The organism is Erwinia psychrophila, from assembly GCF_039023475.1.
Classification (GTDB): domain Bacteria; phylum Pseudomonadota; class Gammaproteobacteria; order Enterobacterales; family Enterobacteriaceae; genus Erwinia.
This window is the reverse complement of sequence record NZ_JBCHVB010000001.1, coordinates 1,003,238-1,025,485: the sequence shown is the minus strand read 5'-3', so window position 1 is coordinate 1,025,485 and position 22,248 is coordinate 1,003,238. Positions and strand designations below refer to the sequence as shown.

Annotated in this window: 24 protein-coding genes; 8 read left to right on the top strand and 16 right to left on the bottom strand. The window is 55.9% G+C overall.

Annotated features, from left to right (window positions below):
* Positions 1–4 precede the first annotated feature (4 nt).
* Together potH and potI are read left to right on the top strand one after the other, a co-directional pair.
* Positions 5–970, top strand: coding sequence for a putrescine ABC transporter permease PotH (gene potH / locus AAH446_RS04720; RefSeq protein WP_342905535.1), 966 nt, complete (start codon positions 5–7; stop codon positions 968–970).
* Positions 967–1,815 (top strand): putrescine ABC transporter permease PotI, encoded by an 849-nt coding sequence (potI, locus tag AAH446_RS04715; protein WP_342905534.1) that lies wholly within the window; start codon positions 967–969, stop codon positions 1,813–1,815. The genes potH and potI overlap by 4 nt, the downstream gene beginning before the upstream one ends.
* Before the next feature lie 81 nt (positions 1,816–1,896).
* On the opposite strand, the gene AAH446_RS04710 is transcribed toward potI, so the two are convergent.
* The 3 genes from AAH446_RS04710 to AAH446_RS04700 are packed head-to-tail and all read right to left on the bottom strand — an operon-like array spanning position 1,897 to position 4,163.
* Positions 1,897–3,000, bottom strand: coding sequence for an amidohydrolase (locus AAH446_RS04710; RefSeq protein ID WP_342905533.1), 1,104 nt, complete (start codon positions 2,998–3,000; stop codon positions 1,897–1,899).
* Positions 3,001–3,025: 25 nt separating this feature from the next.
* Positions 3,026–3,499, bottom strand: coding sequence for a YjiG family protein (locus AAH446_RS04705; protein ID WP_342905532.1), 474 nt, complete (start codon positions 3,497–3,499; stop codon positions 3,026–3,028).
* Positions 3,489–4,163 (bottom strand): nucleoside recognition domain-containing protein, encoded by a 675-nt coding sequence (locus AAH446_RS04700; protein ID WP_463322782.1) that lies wholly within the window; start codon positions 4,161–4,163, stop codon positions 3,489–3,491. Before AAH446_RS04700 ends, AAH446_RS04705 begins: the two co-directional genes overlap by 11 nt.
* Before the next feature lie 311 nt (positions 4,164–4,474).
* On the opposite strand from AAH446_RS04700, the gene AAH446_RS04695 reads away from it, so the two are divergent.
* Positions 4,475–4,954 (top strand): YbjO family protein, encoded by a 480-nt coding sequence (locus AAH446_RS04695; RefSeq protein WP_342905531.1) that lies wholly within the window; start codon positions 4,475–4,477, stop codon positions 4,952–4,954.
* A gap of 79 nt (positions 4,955–5,033) precedes the next feature.
* Here AAH446_RS04695 and AAH446_RS04690 read toward each other — a convergent pair whose 3' ends face one another.
* The 6 genes from AAH446_RS04690 to AAH446_RS04665 all read right to left on the bottom strand — a co-directional run bounded on the left by AAH446_RS04690 (position 5,034) and on the right by AAH446_RS04665 (position 9,507).
* Entirely contained in the window at positions 5,034–5,774 is a 741-nt protein-coding gene (locus AAH446_RS04690; protein ID WP_342905530.1) for a transporter substrate-binding domain-containing protein, read from the bottom strand.
* A gap of 128 nt (positions 5,775–5,902) precedes the next feature.
* Positions 5,903–6,571 (bottom strand): arginine ABC transporter permease ArtM, encoded by a 669-nt coding sequence (gene artM, locus AAH446_RS04685; RefSeq protein ID WP_342905529.1) that lies wholly within the window; start codon positions 6,569–6,571, stop codon positions 5,903–5,905.
* The gene (gene artQ, locus AAH446_RS04680) at positions 6,571–7,287 is read right to left on the bottom strand and encodes an arginine ABC transporter permease ArtQ (protein ID WP_342905528.1); all 717 of its coding nucleotides are present in this window, start codon (positions 7,285–7,287) and stop codon (positions 6,571–6,573) included. The genes artM and artQ overlap by 1 nt, the downstream gene beginning before the upstream one ends.
* 7 nt (positions 7,288–7,294) lie before the next feature.
* Positions 7,295–8,026 (bottom strand): arginine ABC transporter substrate-binding protein, encoded by a 732-nt coding sequence (artJ, locus tag AAH446_RS04675; protein WP_342905527.1) that lies wholly within the window; start codon positions 8,024–8,026, stop codon positions 7,295–7,297.
* A gap of 14 nt (positions 8,027–8,040) precedes the next feature.
* Entirely contained in the window at positions 8,041–8,769 is a 729-nt protein-coding gene (gene artP, locus AAH446_RS04670; RefSeq protein ID WP_342905526.1) for an arginine ABC transporter ATP-binding protein ArtP, read from the bottom strand.
* Positions 8,770–8,964: 195 nt separating this feature from the next.
* Entirely contained in the window at positions 8,965–9,507 is a 543-nt protein-coding gene (locus AAH446_RS04665) for a lipoprotein (protein ID WP_342905525.1), read from the bottom strand.
* A 104-nt stretch (positions 9,508–9,611) separates the two neighbouring features.
* On the opposite strand from AAH446_RS04665, the gene AAH446_RS04660 reads away from it, so the two are divergent.
* Together AAH446_RS04660 and AAH446_RS04655 are read left to right on the top strand one after the other, a co-directional pair.
* The gene (locus AAH446_RS04660) at positions 9,612–9,935 is read left to right on the top strand and encodes a heavy metal-binding domain-containing protein (protein WP_342905524.1); all 324 of its coding nucleotides are present in this window, start codon (positions 9,612–9,614) and stop codon (positions 9,933–9,935) included.
* Positions 9,935–10,771 carry an N-acetylmuramoyl-L-alanine amidase gene (locus AAH446_RS04655; RefSeq protein ID WP_342905523.1) on the top strand — a complete coding sequence of 279 codons (837 nt, stop codon included), beginning with the start codon at positions 9,935–9,937 and terminating at the stop codon, positions 10,769–10,771. The genes AAH446_RS04660 and AAH446_RS04655 overlap by 1 nt, the downstream gene beginning before the upstream one ends.
* Positions 10,772–10,810: 39 nt before the next feature.
* On the opposite strand, the gene ltaE is transcribed toward AAH446_RS04655, so the two are convergent.
* The 4 genes from ltaE to AAH446_RS04635 all read right to left on the bottom strand — a co-directional run bounded on the left by ltaE (position 10,811) and on the right by AAH446_RS04635 (position 15,717).
* Positions 10,811–11,818, bottom strand: coding sequence for a low-specificity L-threonine aldolase (gene ltaE, locus AAH446_RS04650; protein ID WP_342905522.1), 1,008 nt, complete (start codon positions 11,816–11,818; stop codon positions 10,811–10,813).
* A 234-nt stretch (positions 11,819–12,052) separates the two neighbouring features.
* A complete protein-coding gene (gene hcr / locus AAH446_RS04645) occupies positions 12,053–13,045 on the bottom strand; it encodes an NADH oxidoreductase (RefSeq protein WP_342905817.1) in 993 nt (330 codons plus the stop codon).
* A gap of 4 nt (positions 13,046–13,049) precedes the next feature.
* Entirely contained in the window at positions 13,050–14,696 is a 1,647-nt protein-coding gene (gene hcp, locus AAH446_RS04640; RefSeq protein ID WP_342905521.1) for a hydroxylamine reductase, read from the bottom strand.
* Between the two features lie 121 nt (positions 14,697–14,817).
* On the bottom strand, positions 14,818–15,717 hold the full coding sequence (locus AAH446_RS04635) for a LysO family transporter (RefSeq protein ID WP_342905520.1): 900 nt from the start codon (positions 15,715–15,717) through the stop codon (positions 14,818–14,820).
* Positions 15,718–15,854: 137 nt separating this feature from the next.
* On the opposite strand from AAH446_RS04635, the gene AAH446_RS04630 reads away from it, so the two are divergent.
* Positions 15,855–17,522 carry an ATP-dependent endonuclease gene (locus AAH446_RS04630; RefSeq protein ID WP_342905519.1) on the top strand — a complete coding sequence of 556 codons (1,668 nt, stop codon included), beginning with the start codon at positions 15,855–15,857 and terminating at the stop codon, positions 17,520–17,522.
* Positions 17,523–17,654: 132 nt separating this feature from the next.
* Here AAH446_RS04630 and cspD read toward each other — a convergent pair whose 3' ends face one another.
* Positions 17,655–17,882, bottom strand: coding sequence for a cold shock-like protein CspD (gene cspD / locus AAH446_RS04625; RefSeq protein ID WP_342905518.1), 228 nt, complete (start codon positions 17,880–17,882; stop codon positions 17,655–17,657).
* A 319-nt stretch (positions 17,883–18,201) separates the two neighbouring features.
* Between cspD and clpS the strand changes: the two genes are divergently transcribed.
* Together clpS and clpA are read left to right on the top strand one after the other, a co-directional pair.
* Positions 18,202–18,522 (top strand): ATP-dependent Clp protease adapter ClpS, encoded by a 321-nt coding sequence (gene clpS, locus AAH446_RS04620; protein ID WP_024967601.1) that lies wholly within the window; start codon positions 18,202–18,204, stop codon positions 18,520–18,522.
* Between the two features lie 28 nt (positions 18,523–18,550).
* Complete coding sequence (clpA, locus tag AAH446_RS04615) at positions 18,551–20,827, top strand: ATP-dependent Clp protease ATP-binding subunit ClpA (RefSeq protein ID WP_342905517.1); 2,277 nt, start codon at positions 18,551–18,553, stop codon at positions 20,825–20,827.
* Between the two features lie 134 nt (positions 20,828–20,961).
* Here clpA and infA read toward each other — a convergent pair whose 3' ends face one another.
* Positions 20,962–21,180, bottom strand: coding sequence for a translation initiation factor IF-1 (gene infA / locus AAH446_RS04610; RefSeq protein ID WP_002211347.1), 219 nt, complete (start codon positions 21,178–21,180; stop codon positions 20,962–20,964).
* A 361-nt stretch (positions 21,181–21,541) separates the two neighbouring features.
* Positions 21,542–22,234 (bottom strand): leucyl/phenylalanyl-tRNA--protein transferase, encoded by a 693-nt coding sequence (gene aat, locus AAH446_RS04605; RefSeq protein WP_342905516.1) that lies wholly within the window; start codon positions 22,232–22,234, stop codon positions 21,542–21,544.
* Between the last annotated feature and the right edge of the window lie 14 nt (positions 22,235–22,248).

The window sequence follows — 22,248 nt, the reverse complement described above, 5'->3', positions numbered from 1 at the left end:
AACCATGAGTCAACATTCTTCTGACACCAAGGCTCCACCGCGCGCTCGCGCCGTGGGGCCGCTCGCCGCGTTTTTTGGCCGCCTGCAAATGAGGCAGGGGCGAAAGCTGGTGATTGCGCTGCCTTATCTCTGGCTGATCCTCCTCTTCTTACTGCCGTTTTTGATCGTGCTGAAAATCAGCTTTGCCGATATAGCCCGCGCGATCCCGCCCTATACCGATCTGCTCTCCTGGGCTGACGGACAGCTGACGATGGTGATGAACTTCGGCAACTATCTGACGCTGACGGAGGATCCGCTTTATGTGGAGGCCTACCTGCATTCGATCCAGGTGGCGGCGATTTCGACCCTGATCTGCCTGCTGATTGGCTATCCGCTGGCCTGGGCCATTGCGCACAGTGCGCCCTCCACCCGCAATATTCTGCTGCTGCTGGTGATCCTGCCATCGTGGACCTCCTTTCTGGTGCGCGTGTATGCCTGGATGGGCATCCTGAATAATAACGGCATTCTGAATCGTTTCCTGATGTGGACCGGCGTTATCGATCAGCCCGTGGCGATCCTTTATACCAATCTGGCGGTCTATATCGGTATCGTTTACTGCTATCTGCCATTTATGGTGCTGCCGATTTATACCGCGCTGACCCGCATCGATTATTCGCTGGTGGAAGCGTCGCTGGATCTGGGCGCGCGTCCGCTGAAGACCTTTTTCAGCGTGATTGTGCCATTGACTAAGGGCGGCATTATTGCCGGTTCCATGCTGGTTTTCATTCCGGCAGTCGGCGAATACGTTATCCCTGAGCTGCTTGGCGGACCGGACAGCATCATGATTGGCCGCGTGCTCTGGCAGGAGTTCTTTAATAACCGTGACTGGCCGGTGGCATCCGCGCTGGCGGTGATTATCCTGCTGATCCTTATTTTGCCCATCATCTGGTTTCATAAGCATCAGAACCGGGAAACAGGAGAGAAGGGATGAGCACATTACCGACAGTCCGTTCGCCGTGGCGCATCGTCATTCTTGCGGTGTGCTTTTTCTTCCTTTATGCCCCGATGCTGCTGCTGGTCGTCTATTCATTTAACTCATCACAGCTGGCCGCCTGGGAAAGCTTCTCGCTGCACTGGTATAAAGTGCTGTTCCAGGATGAAGCGATGATCGGCGCCGTTACGCTGAGTCTGTCTATCGCCGCGCTGGCGGCGACGGCGGCCTGCGTGCTGGGCACCATTGCTGCGGTGATCATCGTGCGCTTTGGGCGCTTTAAAGGCTCCACCGGTTTCGCCTTTATGCTGACGGCACCGCTGGTAATGCCTGATGTGATCACCGGCCTCTCCCTGCTGCTGCTGTTTGTGGCGATGGGGAACGCCTTTGGCTGGCCTGCCGAGCGTGGCATGCTGACCATCTGGCTGGCGCATGTGACGTTCTGCACTGCCTATGTGGCGGTGGTGATCAATTCACGCCTGCGCGAACTCGATCGCTCCATTGAAGAAGCCGCAATGGATCTCGGCGCCACGCCGCTGAAGGTGTTCTTTGTCATTACCGTGCCGATGATCGCCCCGGCTATCGTAACCGGCTGGCTGCTGGCGTTTACGCTTTCGCTGGACGATCTGGTGATCGCCAGCTTTGTTACCGGGCCGGGCGCCACCACGCTGCCGATGCAGATCTTTGCTACGGTGCGCCGCGGCGTGAATCCGGAGATTAACGCGCTGGCATCGCTGATTCTTTTTGTGGTGGGTATCGTGGGATTTATCGCCTGGCGCTTTATGGCCCACGAAGAGAAGCAGCGGCTGAAGGATATTCAGAAGGCGCGGCGCGGGGGCCACTGATAAATCTGTACAAAAAGAAAGCCTGTCCGCATGTGGGACAGGCTTTCTTCAACATCCTCTACAGGCTCAGCTTACCTCTCTTCAGCCCAGCACTTTCACCACACAGGTTTTAAAAATTTTAACGCCGATCGGCAGCGAGTTGAGATCGAAGCGCATCTCCGGATGATGCAGACCAGGCGTCAGTCCGGTTCCCAGCCCCCAGAAGCCCGATTTCACCGCCGGACGCTGCACGGCATAATGGAAAAAGTCTTCGCTGCCGGGCGTTGACCGGGTGGGCATCAGCGCTTCCTCACCCAGCACCTCGCCGATCGATTCGGCAATCAGGGCGGTCATCTCCTCGCTAATTTCAGCGGCGGGCATCGCCTTAAGAAGCATCACTTCTGCCGTTGCGCCACTGGCCGCCACGCTCATTTTAATGGCCCGCTCCACGCGTTCCTGAAGCTGCGCCATCTCCTCATTCTCACCCGCCCGCAGATCGAAGACCACACGCGCTTCATCAGGTATGGAGTTGGTTACGCCAGCATCACAGAGGAAGCGGGTCGCCTTGGCGCTCCAGCTTTTACCTGGCGCCATGTGAACCGCATTCACCGCCTGTACCGCACTTACTGCGGCATCCAGCGCATTGATGCCGAGATGGGGGCGCGCCGCGTGTGCGGTCAGTCCACGGATCGTCGCTTCCAGCGTTACGCAAGCTGAATAACGCACTGCCGGGATTGCTGTCCCCACGGCGCACTCTTCTGCCGGACGAAGGTGGAAGCCGAGGATCATATCCACATCATCAATCGCGCCGCCTGCGATCATCGCCAGGGCGCCGGTGCCCAGCTCCTCAGCGGGCTGGAAGATGAGCTTCAGGCGCCCCCGTTTTACCGCGCCTTCAGCGATCAGTTCCTGGGCGGCACTCAGCACCACGGAAGAGTGCGCATCGTGCCCACAGGTATGTCGCGCGCAGGGCTCGCCGTTAATAATGTGGCCCAGCGCATCCATGTCCGCACGCAGGGCCAGCGTAGGACCGGGCTGGCCGCTCTCCAGTACGGCGACGATGCCCGTTGTGGCATTGAAATTATCCTCAACGCTGAAGCCAGCAGCTTTAAGGTGGCGGCTGATATAGGCTGAAGTTTTAAATTCCTGAAAGCCCAGTTCGGGAATTTCATGCAGACTGGCGTAATGCTCAAAAACGTTTAGCACGTCAATTTCTCCCTCTGACAAAAAATCAGGCAACGAACCGCATAATCAACATGGCGACAGTCGCGTTAAGAATGCTGGTCAGCATCAGTAGCGGCCAGTACTTTTTCGGCACGTCGGCGACGCCCAACAGGCGGCCCATATACTGTAGCTGCGAGCCCAGCAAAAAAATGGCCGGGGTTAAAATAGTGATCTCCCCGCCGGTCAGCACGCCTTTGGCAAGCAGACTGACCGCCACGCCGGTGCCGGCAGAGGAGGAGAGCCATGCCGTCAGCAGCACGGTAATCGCCTCGCCCGGCAGACCAAATAATCCCATCAGCGGCGCGAACAGCTGACCGATAAAACCCATTACCCCCAGCAGGTTCAGTATTTCAGCAATCACATAAGCCATCACCACATTGGGCATCAGATTATGAATAGCGATATGGAATCCCTTACGGGCGCCGATGACAAAGATATCAAAGGGATTGTGCGAAATGAGGGTTTCAGGCTTATTTTGCATGAGGGAAATCTCGCTGATAAAGGGTATTCAGCACCAGACGGACAAAGGCGGCGCCAACAAATTTAAGGACAAACATCACCAGCAGCGGCACCAGCACCGGCAGGGAAAGCGAAATAAAGAGGGCGGAACCAATGGCGAAATAGTTATTGATCAGGCCGGCACCGGAATATTGCCAGGCGGCCATAATCACCACTTCCTTTTTGGTTATTTGCTTATCGTCATACAGCTCTTTCGTCAGGGCTGCACCGGCGTCGGTACTTTGCAGATCGGTTATCAGCGCCAGGCCGGTACGGCCCGGAATGCCTAAAATGGGTCGCAGTAGCGGCGTCAGCAGCCGGTGTGCGGCACGTATAGCGCCGTAGTGGGTAAAGATCTCCAGCAGCCCAAGCGCCAGCATAACCGTGGGAACCAGCGACAGGGCAAACAGGAAACCCGCCTTCGCGCCAAGGCCGCCTTTGCCGACAAAGGTGCTGTTTGCCGCGTCGGTAATGCTCCCGAACTGGCCGCCGAGCGTGGTGAAGTCGAACGCGCCGAGCCAGGCCATCCCCTCCCGTTTAAAGAATAAACCGGAAAAAAAGAGAATGGCCACAATCAGCGCCAGATAAGCCCCCGGTCCCGGCGACCACTTTCTGTCCGAACTGGTTTCGCTTTCATGAATCAAAATAGCCTCCCCATAATAAAAAAACGAAGCAATAAGCGTATCGGGGATAACGAATTCCCCTGACTGGCCTTAATCGAAAGCACATGGCTCGCTGTAACAGTTGCAGGGATCGTGCCAGGCTGTATCAATGACGGGGAATTCTGTTATTCAGCCTGCGTTATGAACTGGCGCGGTTTTAATTGCGGAGTTGCCATTCACCAACGCAATAGTGTTTATTAATTAGCCGGTGTTTTTGAGGGCGGTTTATGCTGGTACCCCAGACTGGCGCGGCTGCACTATAATGAAGCGGAAATGTATCAGGGAGGGTAAGGGCCATGTCAGAAGTGCTCAGAGAAGGACGGGCTGTCCTGCAATCGCCGTCAGCGATCCCCGTTCCGGTTCTGGTGGCGGGTATCGCAATCATTGCAATCCGCTGTCTGAGTGTTGCTTTACAAATTCATGAGTTAGGTTTTGAAGAGCTGAGGAATTTCCTTCACCGCAGCGCGCAAGCCTGGGACTCCACGCTCATATTTATTGCCAGCCAGCTGCTGTTTTTTATTGAGTTGCGCTGTGCCATTGCGCTAATGCGCGGTAAAAACTGGGGCCGGGTGGGGTACGCACTGTCACAGTTGGTGGTGCTGATTTATATGAGTATTGCCTCTATGGGCTGGATTTATCCGGAAATATTCAGCGTTAGCGGTGCCAACAATATGCATATTTTCCACCAGCTCATGGTGCAAAAACTGCCTGACCTGATAATAGTATTGCTGCTGTTTGTGCCCGCAAGCAGCCGTCGCTTTTATCATCCGCGTTAATAATGGCGTGATGATTTGGCGCGCGCGGCCGGCAGGATGCAGGCAGAGCGCCTGCCGGGGAGTTATACTGCTGTACCGTTCAGCTATCATCAGGGCCGAACCAGCGCGCCCTAAGCGTCTCCAGCGTACCGTCAGCTTGCATAACCTTCAGCGCCTCATTGAACTGCGCTTTCAGCTCGCTGTTGCCTTTGCGCACCGCAATAGCCAGCCCATTGCCAAAATACCGACTGTCTTTGACCGGGCTACCGATCTTTTCCAGCTGCGGATGGGATTGTAGCAGCGCCTGCACGGCGAGCGTATCGCCAAAAATTCCGTCCAGGCGGCTGCTACGCATATCCAGCAACGCATTCTGATAATTATCATAGGTCACGGCGACAATGCCGGGCCAGACTGCGTTTAACCAGGCCTGCTGGGTCGTTGCCGTGCCCACGCCCACGCGCTTACCTTTCAGCTGCTCAATCTCATCGTAGCGGCCTTTTGTCACCGCCATCAGGCTGGAACTGGACTGATAAGGATCGGTGAAATCAACCAGCTTTTTGCGTTCAGCCGTAATATTCAGGCTGGAAATAACCGCATCGTAGCGAAGAAACTTTAGCGAAGGCAGCAGCATTTCAAAGCTGTTATTGGTGATAACACACTCTCTTTGCAGCCTTTTGCAGAGCGTTTTCGCCAGGTCGATATCAAAACCGACCATTTCGTTACGGGCATTATAAAACTCAAAAGGGGGATTATTGGCCGTGGTCGCAAAGCGAAGCGGCTCAGCTGCCAGAGCATTGAGGCTGAGGCTGGAGAGTAAAACAAAAAACAGAGGCATGAGCATGACAGACAATCCTTGCGTCAGATAACCGGCCTATTATCCAGTGATGTGACGCACGTCTATCCGCAGATTAGCTGCAAAACAAGGGCTCTCTCTTCGGGATCCCGGCGGAGCGACCCTCCGCCGGTCAATCAGCTACGTCTTTCAAAAGCCAGCGCCCGCCGCTCTACCAGACGCATCATCACCGTTAGCAGACCATTTACGCAGAGGTAGATCAGGCCAGCCGCAGCAAAAACGGCAGCATCATAGGTCTGACCATAAAGCAGCTGTCCGTGTCCCATCACCTCCATCAGCGTGATGGTATAGGCCAGCGAGGTGCTTTTGAAAACCAGCACCACCTCATTGGAGTAAGAGGAGAGGGCGCGCTTGAATGCGTAGGGCAGCAGAATACGCAGTGTGCTTTTGCGATCCATGCCCAGCGCCGAGCAGGATTGCCACTGTCCGGCAGGAATGGCCCGCACGGCCCCGTAAAAAAGCAGGGTGGTGTAAGCGGCGCTGTTCAGCGACAGGGCCAGCAGCGCGCAGAGCCAGGGCTGAGAAAGCAGATGCCACAGCCACGGAACCGCCTGAATGGCCGGAAACTGCCCCGGCCCGTAGTAGATCAAAAAAATCTGTACCAGTAGCGGCGTGCCGGTAAAAAGCGTGATGTAGACGCGAACGAGCTGGCTCAGCACCGCCACTTTCAGCGACAGAATCACGGTAAACAGCAGCGAAAGTACCAGAGCCAGCAGCAGCGAAGCTAGCGTCAGCGTCAGGCTGGTATGCAGCCCTTTTAAAAGTTCGGGTAGATAGCTCAGCATCAGTGATTCCCCTGCTCAAAGCGGGTCGTGCGGGACTCAATGTGCTTCAGGACCTGCTGGCTCAGCAGGGTGATAACCAGATAGATAGCCGCTGCGATCATATACCAGGTGAAAGGCTCCTGAGTCCGCGCGGCAATGCTTTTGGTCTGCAACATAATATCGTTTACGCTAATCAGCGAGACCAGGGCGGTATCTTTCAGCAGTACCAGCCACTGGTTGCCCAGACCCGGCAGCGCATGGCGCCACATCTGCGGCATAATCAGCCGGAAGAAGATCGCCGTTTTTTTCATGCCCAGCGCCTGGCCAGATTCCCACTGTCCCACCGGTACCGCCTGCAGCGCGCCGCGTAGCGTCTGCGACGCGTAAGAAGCGTAAAGCACCGAAAGCGCAATCACGCCGCACAGAAACGGGCTGACGTCAAAATTTTCAATATCGATCTGCACCGGAATGGCGAACAGGCCGAAATTAAGGGAGAAGCCGTCGGACAAGGTCAGCAGCAGCTGCGAGGCGCCAAAATAGACGAACAGCACCACCAGAATCTCCGGCAGGCCGCGAAACAGGGTCACCAGACCGGTAGCGACCCAGGCCAGCGGCCGCCAGCGCGCCGACTCCCAGCCAGCAAAAATCATGGCCAGAATCAGCCCCGCCACCAGCGCACAAAGGGCAAGGCCGACGGTCATTCCGGCGGCGCTTGCAAGAGGATAAAGTTCGCTCATTGGTTAATTACTGCTGAAACCATTTGCCGTAGATTTTTTCCAGGGTGCCATCCGCTTTCACTTTATCCAGCGCGGCGTTGAACTGGCTCTGTAGCTCGGTATTGCCTTTACGCACCGCAATGCCGAGACCGGTGCCGAAGTAGGCTTTATCGGTCACTTTCTCGCCGAGCGGGGCAAGGTTGGCGTTCTGCTTCAGCCACTCGTTGACCACGGCAGTGTCACCAAAAACGGCATCGATACGGCCATTTTTCAGATCGAGGATGGCGTTCTGATAGCTGTCGTAAGGCACGGTGGTCACGTCTTTCAGTTTCTCAGACAGGTATTTCTGATGCGTGGTGCCGTTCTGAACGCCAACCCGCTTTCCTTTCAGCGCCGCAACCGAGCTTACTTTGTCTTTCTGGGTGATGAACAGGGCGGAATTATCGTAGTAGGCTTTAGAGAACAGCACCTGCTTTTCACGCTCAGGCGTGATATCCATGCCGGCCATTACCGCGTCGAAGCGACGGAATTTCAGGCTGGGGATCAGGCTGTCGAAGGCCTGGTTGGTAAAGGTACAGGTCGCATTCATTTCGCGGCACAGCGCATTCGCCAGATCGACATCAAAACCCTGGATCTTGTTATCCGAATCGACAAACTCGAACGGCGGATAGGACGCTTCCGTGGCAAAGCGGATAGTTTGCGCGGCGGTTGCACTCAGGCTAAGGCTGGCCAGCAGTGCGGCAAGTACGAGTTTTTTCATGAGGATATCCTGCGTTAGTGCGAGAGATAATTGGCAAACGCGTCGGTTTGCGGCTGTGTAAAGCGGCTGGCATCACCCTGTTCGACGATGTATCCGTTTTCCATATAGACCACACGGCTTGCGGTTTTCCGTGCCACTTCCACTTCATGGGTGACGATAACCTGAGTGATATTCGTCTGCGCCAGTTCACGAATGATCGCCACGATCTGGGCGGTGATTTCCGGATCGAGCGCGGCGGTCGGTTCGTCAAACAGCAGGACGGCCGGCTCCATCATCAGCGCCCGGGCGATGGCGACGCGCTGCTGCTGCCCGCCGGAAAGGTGCAGCGGAAAGCGGTCATCAAAGGCGGTCAGGCGCAGGCGCTCCAGCAGCTTGTCCGCCCTGGCGTGCGCTTGATCTTTACTGAGACCGAGAACGCGACAGGGCGCTTCAATCAGATTCTGCCTGACGGTGAGGTGCGGCCAGAGATTATACTGCTGAAAGACCATACCCACGTTCTGCCGCAGCTCGCGGATGGCCGCGTCTGATGGCGTCTTGCTGAAGTCGAACTGCTTGCCTGCGATGCTCAGCGTGCCGGAACGCGGCATCTCCAGCAGGTTGAGTACGCGCAGCAGCGAGCTCTTACCGGCGCCGCTTGGCCCCAGCAGAACCAGCGTCTCGCCCTCGGGGCACGCCAGTTGGATATCGAACAGCGCCTGATGGGCGCCGTAAAAGCAGTTAATAGCGTTAAGTTGAATACTCATGCGCAAAAAGTGAATAGCAATTGATGCCGCGAATCTTAACGTTGACGGCATAGTTATGCAATCATCGTGCGTGAAAATGAGTCCAGATGCGGCATATTAGTGAAATGACGGCACAACATATCGCGGCTTAACCGCTAATTTGGGTTAAGGCCGCCGTTGAGATAAAGCGTGCCGCACGCTGGCGGCACGAAAACCCTAGCGAAGCAGCAGCTGGATCAGGGAGCCGCCGTTCAGATGCGGAGTCTGACTCAGGTAGCGGACGTCATCGACGGTCCAGCAGGTGCCTTCGCGCACCATTAATATCTCATCCTGCCATTCCGCTGTTTTGTCGCCCTCGCGGGTTAACTTCACGCGCAGTGGAATGTTGCGGGCATCCGTATTTGGGATCGTTGAGGAATCTGCCACGCTGGCAGAGGTCGGACCTGCAGCCAGGCTTGAAAAAATATCGCCCTGGCGGAGCGCAGGTTCTTGATCCGTATTGGCGTTCGCCTTCAGCAGCGTCTGGTAAAGTTTCTCGCTGAGGTAGGGACGGTATTTGGCCAGCAAAGTGGCGTCAGGGATGCCACTGGAAGGCTGTTCAATATGAAGATCGTAAAATTGCTGCGCAACAGAGTCCGGACCGCCTTCAACGCAGGGGCCGATACGCGTACCGATATCCTTATAGGCGGGTTCTACCGTGGTACAGGCGCTTAACAGCAGTGCCAGTGGAGCCAGTGCAGCAATCGCTTGGTATTTCATCTTGATTTCCTTATTGTTTCTGGATGATCTATTTTAGCATAAACCCCTATCAATCACGTTAGCTGCTAAAGCTGCATCCGCAAAGGGCAGCGAAGGAGAACCGAATGAAATTTTCAACGACCCCAACGCTTGAAGGACAGGTTATCACCGACTATTGCGGTGTGGTAACGGGCGAGGCCATTCTTGGCGCCAATATTTTTCGTGATTTCTTTGCGGGCATCCGCGATATCGTCGGTGGCCGCTCGGGAGCCTATGAGAAGGAACTGCGTAAAGCCCGGCAGATCGCCTTTAAAGAACTGGAAGAGCAGGCGAAGGCGCTGGGCGCGAATGCCGTGGTGGGCATTGATATTGATTATGAGACCGTCGGTAAAGATGCCAGCATGTTGATGGTCAGCGTTACCGGCACCGCCGTTAAAATTCGCGGCTGATGCGCAGGCTGGGAGCTGCCGCCGCAGCGCTGCTGCTCAGCGCCTGTACGTCGTCCGGCTTTGAACGGCACGAGGGTTATGTAGTGGATACGCAGCATGCTGCCTGGGGTGCAAGGCCGCGCGTTAAGGTGCTTGTTATCCACTATACGGCGGAGGAATTTCCTGAGGCGCTTGCCACGCTCACTGCACGCGAGGTTAGCGCCCACTATCTCATCCCCGCCGTGCCGCTTGAGAAAAGCGAGCGTCCCACCCTGTTCAGGCTGGTGCCGGAGTCTCAACTGGCCTGGCACGCCGGTCCCAGCTTCTGGCGCGGCGCCACCCGGCTGAATGACACCTCCGTCGGCATCGAGCTTGAGAATCCGGGATACACGCGGACGGCGGGCGGGCGGACATGGTACCCCTTCACTGCTCAACAGATGGCGGCGCTCAGGCCGCTGGCCCGTGATATCGTCCAGCGTTACGCGATCCCTGCGCAGAACGTGGTTGGTCACAGCGACATTGCCCCTCAGCGTAAGCAGGATCCCGGTCCGCTGTTTCCCTGGCGCTGGCTGGCGGAGCAGGGCGTGGGTGCCTGGCCTGACGAGGCGCGTGTCGCTTTTTATCTGGCGGGCAGGCCGCCGGGCCTTGCGGTGGAGAGCAAAAAACTGCTGAGTTTGCTGTCGCGCTATGGTTATGAGGTGTCACCGGGGATGAGTAGTGAGCAGCAGCAGAAGGTAATAGCTGCCTTTCAGATGCATTTCCGGCCGGCAGACTACCGGGGCCTGGCGGATGCCGGGAGCGAAGCCGTTGCACAGGCGCTGCTTGAGAAATATGGCTCCCGCCAGGATGCAGGGTAATCGCCTTACTGAAGCTCTCAGTAAGGCGGGAAAACGTGGTTAGTGACGGGCGTGCAAAAAATCTTTCCAGTGCGATACCAGCGTTTCCAGCGCATGGCGATCGGCGTCAAGGTGCGTGACTAATCGCGTTACCGGACCGGTGCTCAGTAAAATGTCGCGCTCATGCATCCAGGCTTTCAGCGGCCCGATCTCCGCTTCCGGCACGCGGACAAAGACCATGTTGGTATCCTGCCTTGAGACATCCACATCAATCTGACGCAGCTGGTCAGCCAGCCAGGCGGCGTTATCGTGATCGTCCTGCAGGCGCGCCACGTTATGCTGCAGCGCATACTGTCCTGCCGCCGCCAGAATGCCCGCCTGGCGCATCGCCCCACCGGTCATTTTACGCCAGCGGCGGGCGCGCTGAATATACTCCGCGCTGCCGCAAAGCAGCGAACCAACCGGCGCGCCCAGCCCTTTAGAGAGGCAAATCGTCAGCGTGTCGCAGTAGCGGGCAATCGCCTCCAGCTCAACGTTAAGCGCCACGGCGGCGTTGAAAATGCGGGCACCATCGATATGCAGCGCCAGGCCACGCTCCCGCGTGAAATCCCAGGCTTCCGCCAGATAGCTTAACGGCAATACTTTGCCATTATGAGTATTCTCCAGGCTGAGCAGACGCGTGATCGCGAAATGAAAATCGTCAGGCTTGATAAACTGGGCGACCAGGTCGAGCGGCAGCGTGCCGTCAGCCGCAGCCGGAATAGGCTGAGGCTGAATGCTGCCCAGCACCGCCGCGCCGCCAGCTTCATACTTATAGTTATGCGCCTGCTGCCCAACAATATACTCCTCCCCGCGCTGGCAGTGGCAAAGCAGCGCGACCAGATTAGCCTGGGTGCCGGTGGGCAGAAAGAGGGCAGCCTCCTTACCACTGAGGCGGGCGGCTTCGGCTTCCAGCGCATTGACCGTCGGGTCGTCACCATAGACATCATCGCCGGTGTCGGCTGACATCATGGCTGTGAGCATGGCGGCACCTGGCCGGGTTACAGTATCACTGCGTAAATCAATCACACTTGCGCTCCTTTTCTCTGAAAACGCCCCAGCGTCGTCAATGTCTTTGAGATGTTTTACCGCAGCCCATGCGGTTTTACCAGCGCAGGAGGCGATCGTTATATGCCCTGAAGATGGCGGATATATCTGCGCTAATCGTACATTACAGGCGGAGGGAAAAGGATAATGCGGGCTGGAAAGAGGGCTTCGGGAAAACCGTGCGGCAGGGATCGGGCCTCCCGCACGGACGAAGGATCAGGCGAGGACAATATCGCTGACGGGTTTGCAGCTGCATGCCAGTACGTAGCCAGCGGCGATCTCTTCCTTACTCAGCGTCTGAAGACTGCTGGTAGTGTAGTCACCGCTTACTATCCGGGTTTTACAGCAGCCGCATACGCCGGAACGACAGGCGGCGACGATATCAACCGCATTTTTCTCCATCGCCTCAAGCAGCGTCGAGCCGGATGTGAAAGTGCCTGCCTTCTTCGCGCCGCTGACGCGCAGGGCAAACGGCTGACCCTGGTCCGAAGTATCCGTAGCCTGCATGGGCGTGAACTGCTCTTTCCACAGATCCTGCGCACCCAGCGCTCGGGCAAATCCTTCAACCTGCTGCATATAGCCTTCAGGCCCGCAAATCATGACGGTACGGCTGGCCATATCGGGCACCAGGGCGCTGAGTTTTTCAAGCGTCAGCCGCCCGTCTGGCATTTCCGCCGTGGGGCTGTCCTCGGCCACGATAACCAAATTCAGCCAGGGCTGTAGCGCAGCCAGCTCTGCGGCAAAAATCACCTCCTGGTGCGATCGTACGCTGTAACAGAGCGTCACGCTGCATTCACGGCGATGGATCGCCAGCCAGCGACACATTGAAATGACGGGAGTAATACCGCAGCCAGCCGCCATCATCAGATAACGCTCTGCGGGATGCTGTTCGCAGCTGAATTCGCCCTGCGGATCGGAAAGCCAGACATAGTCGCCCGGTTTCACCTGCCGGGTCAGCCAGCCAGAGCCCTGTCCCCCGTCGATATAGCGTACGGTCAGCGTTATAAATTCGCTCTGACCAGGCGTTGAAGAGAGCGTGTAGGCGCGAAGCTGCGCCGATTTTCCAATCTGCACCAGCGCAAACTGGCCCGCCTGCCAGCGGTAGAAATCATGGTTAATTAACGCGATAGTCCAGACGTCGGGCGTCTCCTGCGTAACGTGATGAACCTGCATCCGCCAGGAACATAATGGGTTTGTCTGCATGGTTATCTCCTCAGGCGAGCAGCATAGCGTCGAGATCGTTTTCGACAGTTGTGACAGGCTGCAGGCCAAATTCGCTTTGCAGCAGCGCCAGCACGTTTTCGCTCAGGAATGCCGGCGGCGTCGGGCCGGTGCGGATATTTTTTACGCCGAGCGCCAGCAGCGTCAGCAGGACGACGATAGCCTTCTGCTCAAACCAGGAAAGCACCAGCGACAGCGGCAGATCGTTCACGCCACACTCCAGTTTTTCTGCCAGCTTCACGGCCAGCATAATGGCGGAGTAGCTGTCGTTACACTGTCCCGCATCCAGCAATCGCGGCAGTCCTTCCAGCGTGCCAAAATCGAGTTTATTGAAACGATATTTGCCGCAGGCGAGCGTCAGAATCATGCAGTCTTTCGGCACAGAAGTGGCCAGGTCGGTAAAGTAACTGCGTTTTTCACGGCTGCCGTCGCAGCCACCGATCAGGAAAACGTGGCGCAGCTTTTTCGCCGCCACCAGATCAATGATGGTATCGCTGGCATCCTGTAAAACCTGACGGCCAAAGCCGACGGTGATCTCATGCGGGATCTCACTCCACGGGAAGCCGGGTAGCGCCTGTGCCTGAGCAATAACGGGCGAAAAGTCATCGTTTTCCAGATGGTTGACGCCGGGCCAGCCGACGATACTGCGTGTCCAGATACGATCCTGATAATTGCCGACGAAAGGGTCGATGATGCAGTTGGATGTCATCACTACTGGCCCAGGGAAACGGGCAAACTCTTCCTGCTGGTTCTGCCAGCCGCTGCCGTAGTTACCGATCAGATGTGGATACTGTTTCAGCAGCGGATAGCCGTGAGCCGGCAGCATTTCACCATGGGTATAAACATGAATATCCATGCCGGCGGTCTGCTCAAGCAGCATTTGCAGATCTTTCAGGTCGTGACCTGAGATCAGAATAGCTTTGCCGGCGACGGGACGGACGTTAACGGCGACCGGCTGCGGATTACCGTAGGTGGTGGTCTGGGCTTCATCCAGCATCGCCATAATAGTGAAGTTCATTTTGCCGATCTGCATGGCTTTCTCCAGCAGATCGTTCATCTCGTTTGGCTGCGTTCCCAGCCACGCCATGATCTCATGATACTGCTGATACACGCCGTTATCGAAGCGTCCATGGACATGGGCGTGCTCCATATAGGCCGCCGCGCCTTTCAGGCCATACAGGCAAAGCAGACGGACGCCAAGAATATCTTCATTATCATCGCCCCGGTTTAACGCGAAATCAGCGGCCTGCGCCTGAAGCGTAGCGATATCGTCACTCGCCAGCGTCAGATCGGCCAGCGGATGAGCGAGAGAAAGCGGGCACTGCGCCTGAAGGCAGCGTGCTTTCAGCTGGTCACGGTATGCAATGGCAGTACGGGCATAGTCGACAATGCGTTCCGAGTCGAAGTTAACGTTGGTCAGCGTTGAAAAGAACGCAAGCGGGGCGAAGCTGTCAATTTTGTGCTCGATGATATTGTGCCTGCGCGCTTCAACGGCCCAGGCAGACAGCCCCTGAAGGGCGGCAATCAGCAAATCCTGAAGATCGGAGGTTTCGGCGGTTTTACCACACATGCCCTGGGCATAGGCGCAGCCGTTTGCGGCTGGCGTGTGAAGAGTTTGCTCACATTGAATACAGAACATAGCACGGCCTTTTTAAAGTTGCATTTAAAATACATCTTTATGCTAAGAGCAAAGGCGAGGGTTGCAAAGACGTTGTGCTTTAAAACGCAGTGTTCATTGATCTGACGCAAACATGCTGCCCTCAGGCAGCGAAAAAAGCGATCAGAATGGGGGCGAGCAGGCTCAGCATAAAGCCGTGGACAATAGCGGCGGGAACGATTTCCGTGCCGCCGCTGCGCTGAAGGACGGGCAGGGTGAAATCCATTGAGGTGGCGCCGCACAGCCCGAGCGCCGTTGAGCGGTGGCGGGCTATCAGCGCCGGGATAAGCATAATGGCCAGCAGCTCACGTAGCAGGTCGTTAAAGAAGGCTGCACTGCCTATCACCGGACCAAAAGATTCCGTCATCAGGATGCCGGAAAGGGAATACCAGCCGAAACCGGAAGCCATTGCCAGACCGGTTTTTAACGGCAGTCCCAGGATCAGAGCGGCGATAGCGCCGCCAGCCAGCGCGCTGATAAATACCACGAAGGCCACCATCATGCCGCGACGGTTAATCAGGATCTGACGCAGCGTCATGCCGCTGCCGCGCAGCTGCAGGCCGACGAGGAAGAGCAGAAACAGCAGCGCATACTCACCCGCTTCACTGGCAAACTTCAGCGGCGGCCAGTGGCTGAGACCGAGCAGGAAGCCGGCAATCACCACGCCACAAAGCTTCAGCGACTCCAGTGCCATATGCAATCGTGAAGGCAGCTTCTGCTGGCGGTGGTTATGCGTCCAGGGATAGAGATGCTCCAGCAGGCGCAGCGCCAGCAAATTACCGATAAGAATGCAGGCTGCGCTGATCAGGCTGTAGTTTACTATCGAAAGGAGATTGCGCCCCAGGTCGTCCAGAAACGCCAGGCTGATGCCCATAAAAAAGAGGATGACGTAGACCATCCAGCTCAGCAGTTTGTTGACCGCTCTTTGCAGCGAGGGGGCTTTGGCAGGCAAAAGATAGCCAGCAATCAGCGGTAAGATAATGATCAACAGTCCTGAATACATGTGGCGGGTCGTCCATGGGCAAAAGTTGAGGCGACAAGCTAGCGAAATATTCAACCTTAGTAAAGCGCTCTTCCCGTCCGCCGCTTGACCGTTGTGGGTATGCGGGCCATTCTCAATAAAAACCACAGGAAATCCTGATGATACTGGAGCATATCGCCATTAGCGGTTTTCGCGGCATCAGCCAGCTTTCTCTGCCGCTGGAGCAGGGTAACGTACTGATTGGCGAAAATACCTGGGGGAAATCAACGCTCCTGGATGCCCTGACGCTGCTGCTGACCCCAGCGGAAACGCTCTACCAGTTTGTGCCGCAGGATTTTCATAGCCCTTCCGGCGCTGCAGAGGATCGCCGGCAACGTCTCTCTGTAGAGTTTACCTTTCGCGAAAGTGAAGTTGATGAAGCGCGCACACCCCGCCTTCTGCCGCTGGCGGCGCTCTGGCATCAGAGTACCCAGGGCTATTCTCAGCTCGTCTGCCGGGTTGAAGGGGTACGAGTAAATGACAGACCTGTTAAGACGCGCTGGCACTTTCCCCTGTCTGAAGCCGGACCTGCGGGGGCAGATGAACAGACGATTCTCGCTACTATGCTGACGCGGCTTCAACCGGTACTGCGGCTGCGCGACGCGCGTTTCAGCCAGCGGCTATCCCCACAAGCGCGTAACACCCCCAATGATAACGAACTGGCATCGCTGGTCAGTCAGATTGATGAACTGACGCGCGATTTGACGTCCAGGCCTCAGCGGCTCGCTCAGCCGGCAATCCGGCAGGGGTTGCAGACGATGCAGCAACTGCTTGAGCACTATTTTTCCGTACAGCCTTCGGCCCGGCTGACGCCTGCGGAGAGATCGGATCCCGCCCGCCGGCAGTCGCCAAAAGGCTGGCGCTATCTGGATAGCCTCAATCATCTTATTGCGGCGGCGGATAGTGAGAGCAGGCAGCTTATCCTGCTGCGGATGTTTGCGCTGCTGGTGCAGGCAAGAGGGGCTTATCAGCTTGATCCGCTTGCCCGGCCTCTGCTGCTGATTGAGGACCCGGAAACCCGGCTACATCCCATAATGTTATCGGTGGCATGGGGGCTCCTCACTCTGCTGCCGCTGCAAAAAATCACTACAACCAATTCGGGCGAACTTCTTTCACAGGTGCCGGTGGGTGACGTTTGCCGGCTGATCAGGCAGGAAAATCGCGTGGACGTATGGCGGCTGGGGCCGTCAGGGATGAGTGCCGATGAGAGCCGCCGGATAGCCTTTCATATCTGCGTTAACCGTCCCTCTGCGCTCTTTGCGCGCTGCTGGCTGCTGGTCGAAGGCGAAACGGAGGTCTGGGTGATGAATGAACTTGCCCGGCAGTGCGGCTGCCATTTTGCGGCTGAGGGGATCAAAGTGGTGGAGTTTGCCCAGTCGGGGCTGAGGCCGCTGCTGAAATTTGCGCAAAGAATGGGGATTGAGTGGCACGTGCTGACCGATGGGGACGAGGCGGGAAACAAATATGCCGCAACGGCGAAAAGCCAGCTGCGCTCGGGGTCGCCAGATGAGCGCGATCGTCTGACGCAGTTACCCGCACTGGATATGGAGCATTTTCTGTACAAGCAGGGATTCGCAGAGGTTTATCATCGTACTGCACGTCTGCCGTCAAAGGTGCCAATGAATATGCGGCGCATTATCGCCAAAGCGATCCAGCATTCATCGAAACCGGAGCTGGCTGTGGCCGTGGCAACCGAAGCGGCAGAACGGGGTGTGGCATCCGTACCGCCGTTGCTGAGAGAAATGTTTCATCGCCTGCAGGAACTCGCCCGGCGAAGCGGGGCGTAATTCTGATTTCGACCGCTTGAAAATCGGGCGCGCAGCCCAATCTTACTGGTATCGTCACGGAAAACCATAAAAATGCCAGCTTGCGTGGCTGGCATTTTGCAGTAGGGTTGGTCAGAATGAGTGAAGGAAAGGTCAGGCACTGACGGCCATTGCCATTTCCACAGGAACGATAAGACTGGCATGATTGCCTTTCGGTCCCTGATGCACATCAAACTGGACTTGCTGCCCGGCTTTCAGCGTTCTGTAGCCATCCATCTGAATTGTTGAGTAGTGGGCGAAGATATCTTCACCGCCATCAACAGGACAGATAAAGCCGAAGCCCTTGGCATTATTGAACCATTTAACAGTACCCGTCTCCATGCTTCTACATCCCTCGCAAGACATTCAAATTGAGTGAGGTGACGAGGCGTATAGCCTCTAAGCTGGTTAAAACGCCATCAGCTTATGCACGTACTGTAAAGAAATGGCATCAAGCGTCAAGCTATTGGGCGCGCCGTGTGGCGAGAAAATCATCAAAATTTGAGGCAGTTAACGCTATTGCAAATTTTGTGATGAAGGTCGCGTAGCAACAGTTTGCAGCAAAATTTCATCGGCGTGAGTCCACATTCTGGTCGTATTAAACATACGCTTAAAGAAGCCAGACTGACGCAGCACGGTAACGTTTTCAAACTGGGTACGTATGGGAAACACTAACGACTGGCTTAATTTTGAACAACTTGCAGATGACAAATTGCGTGAAGGACTCAAGCCGCCTTCAATGTATAAAGTTATTTTAAATAATGACGATTATACACCTATGGAATTTGTTATTGACGTACTGCAAAAGTTCTTTTCTTATGATGTTGAACGTGCAACGCAACTGATGCTTACTGTTCATTACCAGGGAAAGGCGATCTGCGGAGTGTTTACTGCCGAAGTGGCAGAAACCAAGGTCGCTCATGTAAATAAGTACGCGAGGGAGAATGCGCATCCGTTGCTGTGTACGCTGGAAAAAGTCTGAATAAGGCGATCTATTTGGGGAGGTGCCAATGCTCAATCAGGAACTGGAACTCAGTTTAAACATGGCTTTCGCCAGAGCGCGCGAGCACCGTCATGAGTTTATGACCGTCGAGCATCTGTTACTGGCGCTGCTCAGTAACCCGTCGGCCAGAGAGGCACTGGAAGCCTGTACCGTAGATATCGTGGCTCTCCGGCAGGAGCTCGAAGCCTTCATCGAACAAACCACCCCGGTCTTGCCGGTCAGCGAAGAAGAGCGTGATACGCAACCTACGCTCAGTTTCCAACGCGTTCTGCAACGTGCCGTATTCCATGTGCAGTCATCGGGTCGCAGTGAAGTGGCAGGCGCAAACGTGCTGGTCGCTATTTTCAGCGAGCAGGAATCCCAGGCCGCCTATCTGCTGCGTAAGCATGAGGTCAGCCGCCTTGACGTGGTTAACTTTATTTCCCACGGCACGCGTAAAGATGAACCCGGTCCTGCATCAGGATCGGAAAATCCGGTTAACGAAGAGCAAGCAGGCGGGGAGGAACGTATGGAAAACTTCACCACCAATCTCAATCAGCTTGCTCGCGTCGGCGGAATCGATCCGCTGATTGGGCGCGACAAAGAGCTGGAACGCACCGTTCAGGTGCTCTGCCGTCGCCGTAAAAATAACCCTCTGCTGGTGGGTGAGTCCGGCGTGGGGAAAACCGCCATCGCTGAAGGGCTTGCCTGGCGCATCGTGCAGGGCGACGTCCCTGAAGTGATGAAAGATGCCACCATCTATTCACTGGATATTGGTTCGCTGCTGGCCGGTACCAAATACCGTGGCGACTTCGAGAAGCGCTTCAAGGCCCTGCTGAAGCAGCTGGAGCAGGATAACAGCAGCATCCTGTTTATTGATGAGATCCACACTATTATCGGCGCTGGCGCCGCCTCAGGCGGCCAGGTTGATGCGGCTAACCTGATTAAACCGCTGCTTTCCAGCGGCAAAATTCGCGTGATGGGCTCCACCACCTATCAGGAGTTCAGCAATATCTTTGAAAAGGATCGCGCCCTGGCGCGTCGTTTCCAGAAAATCGATATCACTGAGCCTTCCGTTGATGAAACGGTGCAGATCCTGAACGGGCTGAAGCCGAAGTATGAGGCACATCATGACGTGCGCTATACCGCGAAAGCGGTACGCGCTGCGGTCGAGCTGGCGGTTAAGTACATTAACGATCGCCATCTTCCGGATAAAGCCATTGACGTGATTGATGAGGCCGGGGCGCGGGCGCGTCTGATGCCGGTCAGCAAGCGTAAGAAGACCATCAACGTGGCGGATATCGAATCTGTGGTCGCGCGTATTGCGCGTATTCCGGAGCAGAGCGTCTCCGCCACCGATCGTGACACGCTGAAAACGCTGGGCGATCGCCTAAAAATGCTGGTGTTTGGTCAGGACAATGCGATTGAAGCGCTGACGGAAGCGATCAAAATGAGCCGTGCCGGTCTGGGACAGGATCGTAAACCTGTCGGCTCATTCCTGTTTGCCGGACCAACGGGCGTGGGTAAAACGGAGGTGACGGTTCAGCTGGCGAAAGCGCTTGGCATTGAGCTGCTGCGTTTCGATATGTCGGAGTATATGGAGCGTCATACCGTCAGCCGCCTGATCGGTGCGCCTCCGGGCTATGTCGGCTTCGATCAGGGCGGTCTGCTGACGGATGCGGTTATCAAACATCCTCATGCCGTCGTCCTGCTGGATGAGATCGAAAAAGCGCACCCGGATGTCTTTAACCTTCTGTTGCAGGTGATGGATAACGGCATGCTGACCGACAATAACGGTCGTAAAGCCGATTTCCGCAATGTGGTTGTCGTCATGACCACCAATGCGGGCGTAAGGGAAACCGAACGCAAGTCTATCGGCCTGATACATCAGGATAACAGCACCGATGCGATGGAAGAGATCAAGAAGATCTTTACGCCTGAGTTCCGTAACCGTCTCGACAATATTATCTGGTTCAAACACCTTGATACTGAGGTGATTCATCAGGTAGTGGACAAGTTTATTGTCGAACTCCAGGCGCAGTTGGATGCGAAGGGCGTTTCGCTGGAAGTCAGCGACGAAGCGCGCGACTGGCTGGCGGAGAAAGGCTACGACAAAGCGATGGGTGCCCGTCCGATGGCGCGTACCGTGCAGGAAAGCCTGAAAAAACCGCTGGCGAACGAACTGCTGTTTGGTTCACTGGTGGACGGCGGGTCCGTGTCGGTAGCGCTGGATAAAGAAAATAACCAGCTTACCTATCAGTTTCTGAGCGCGGCGAAGCGTAAGACGGAAGGTACGGTGCATTAATCTCTCTACCTCTGGCGTTCAATCTGCTGAACGTCAGGGCAGAGCAGGCGTCGTAAAATGCGAAAGGCCGGAGAATATTCTCCGGCCTTTTTTACAGATGCTGCGGCAGAAGCGGCAGCACGGCAGAATGCTATTTAGCGACTACGGAAGACAATGCGGCCTTTGCTCAGGTCGTACGGGGTCAGCTCTACAGTGACTTTGTCGCCCGTCAGGATGCGGATATAGTTTTTGCGCATTTTACCGGAGATGTGAGCGGTAACCACGTGACCGTTTTCAAGTTCAACGCGGAACATGGTGTTAGGCAACGTATCCAGTACGGTACCCTGCATTTCAATATTGTCTTCTTTGGCCATCGAATCCTCTAGGTGTTACAACCTTAGTTTTGAACCGGCAAGATAATGCCGAATTTCAAGTATTATGTAAAGAATTGTTGGTGATTTCACCAGCATCAGACCCTCTATTACGCGTACAGCGCAGAGGGGCTCACGTTTAAAACGAGTAGTGTAATGACGTCAACGCGTGGGGGATTGTGGGCTAAGAATGGGTTTACAATCCGCTCATGCGCGATCAAAACCAGAGTAACAAGGTGCGTAATATTCCCAGCCAGGCCAATCCCGGCTCGCCCGTAACAGAGGGCGAAGGGCGGACGACTTACCAAACGCGCATATTATATCACTCTTAAGCTTTCTTGCGTGGAAAACATCAAAAATAGCGCTAAAAAAGGGTTTGTTGTTGCCAGCACTGGGGAGGGAGTGCCTGGGAAGCGAGCAAATTCACCTGATTAAGATAATCTGCCCTCGCAATCTCCTCCGCGCCCAGCGAGGCCGTATGCGGATTCAGCACCTGGCAGTCGATAAGTTTGCCGCCCTGTCGCTTAAAATAGTGGCTGAAGACCAGCAGAGCGGTCTTGGAGGCATTTTCACTGCGGCTGAACATCGATTCCCCACAGAAGATCTGACCCAGCGCCAGTCCGTAAATCCCTCCCACCAGCGTCTGACCAAGCCAGACCTCAACCGACTGGGCGTGCCCGGCGTCGTAAAGTTGCAGCCAGGCGCGCTTAACTTCATTGGTAATCCAGGTTCCCTCTTCACGATCGCTGGCGCAGCCTTCAATGACTTCCTGAAAGCTTTGATTCAGCGTCACGCGATAGGGTGAACGCTGATGAAAGCGCTTCATGCTGCGGCTGAGATGAAATTTCTCAGGGTAGAGTACCGCCCGCGGATCGGGAGACCACCAGAGAATAGGATCGCCGGACGAAAACCACGGGAAAATACCGCGGTGATAGGCGCTGAGCAGGCGTGCGGGACTGAGATCGCCCCCCATGGCCAGTAGCCCATTCGGCTCTCTCAGCGCCATTTCCGGCGGCGGGAAAAGCAGGGAATCTCTGGCGAGTTGAATCAAACGCATGTTTACAATCTCTC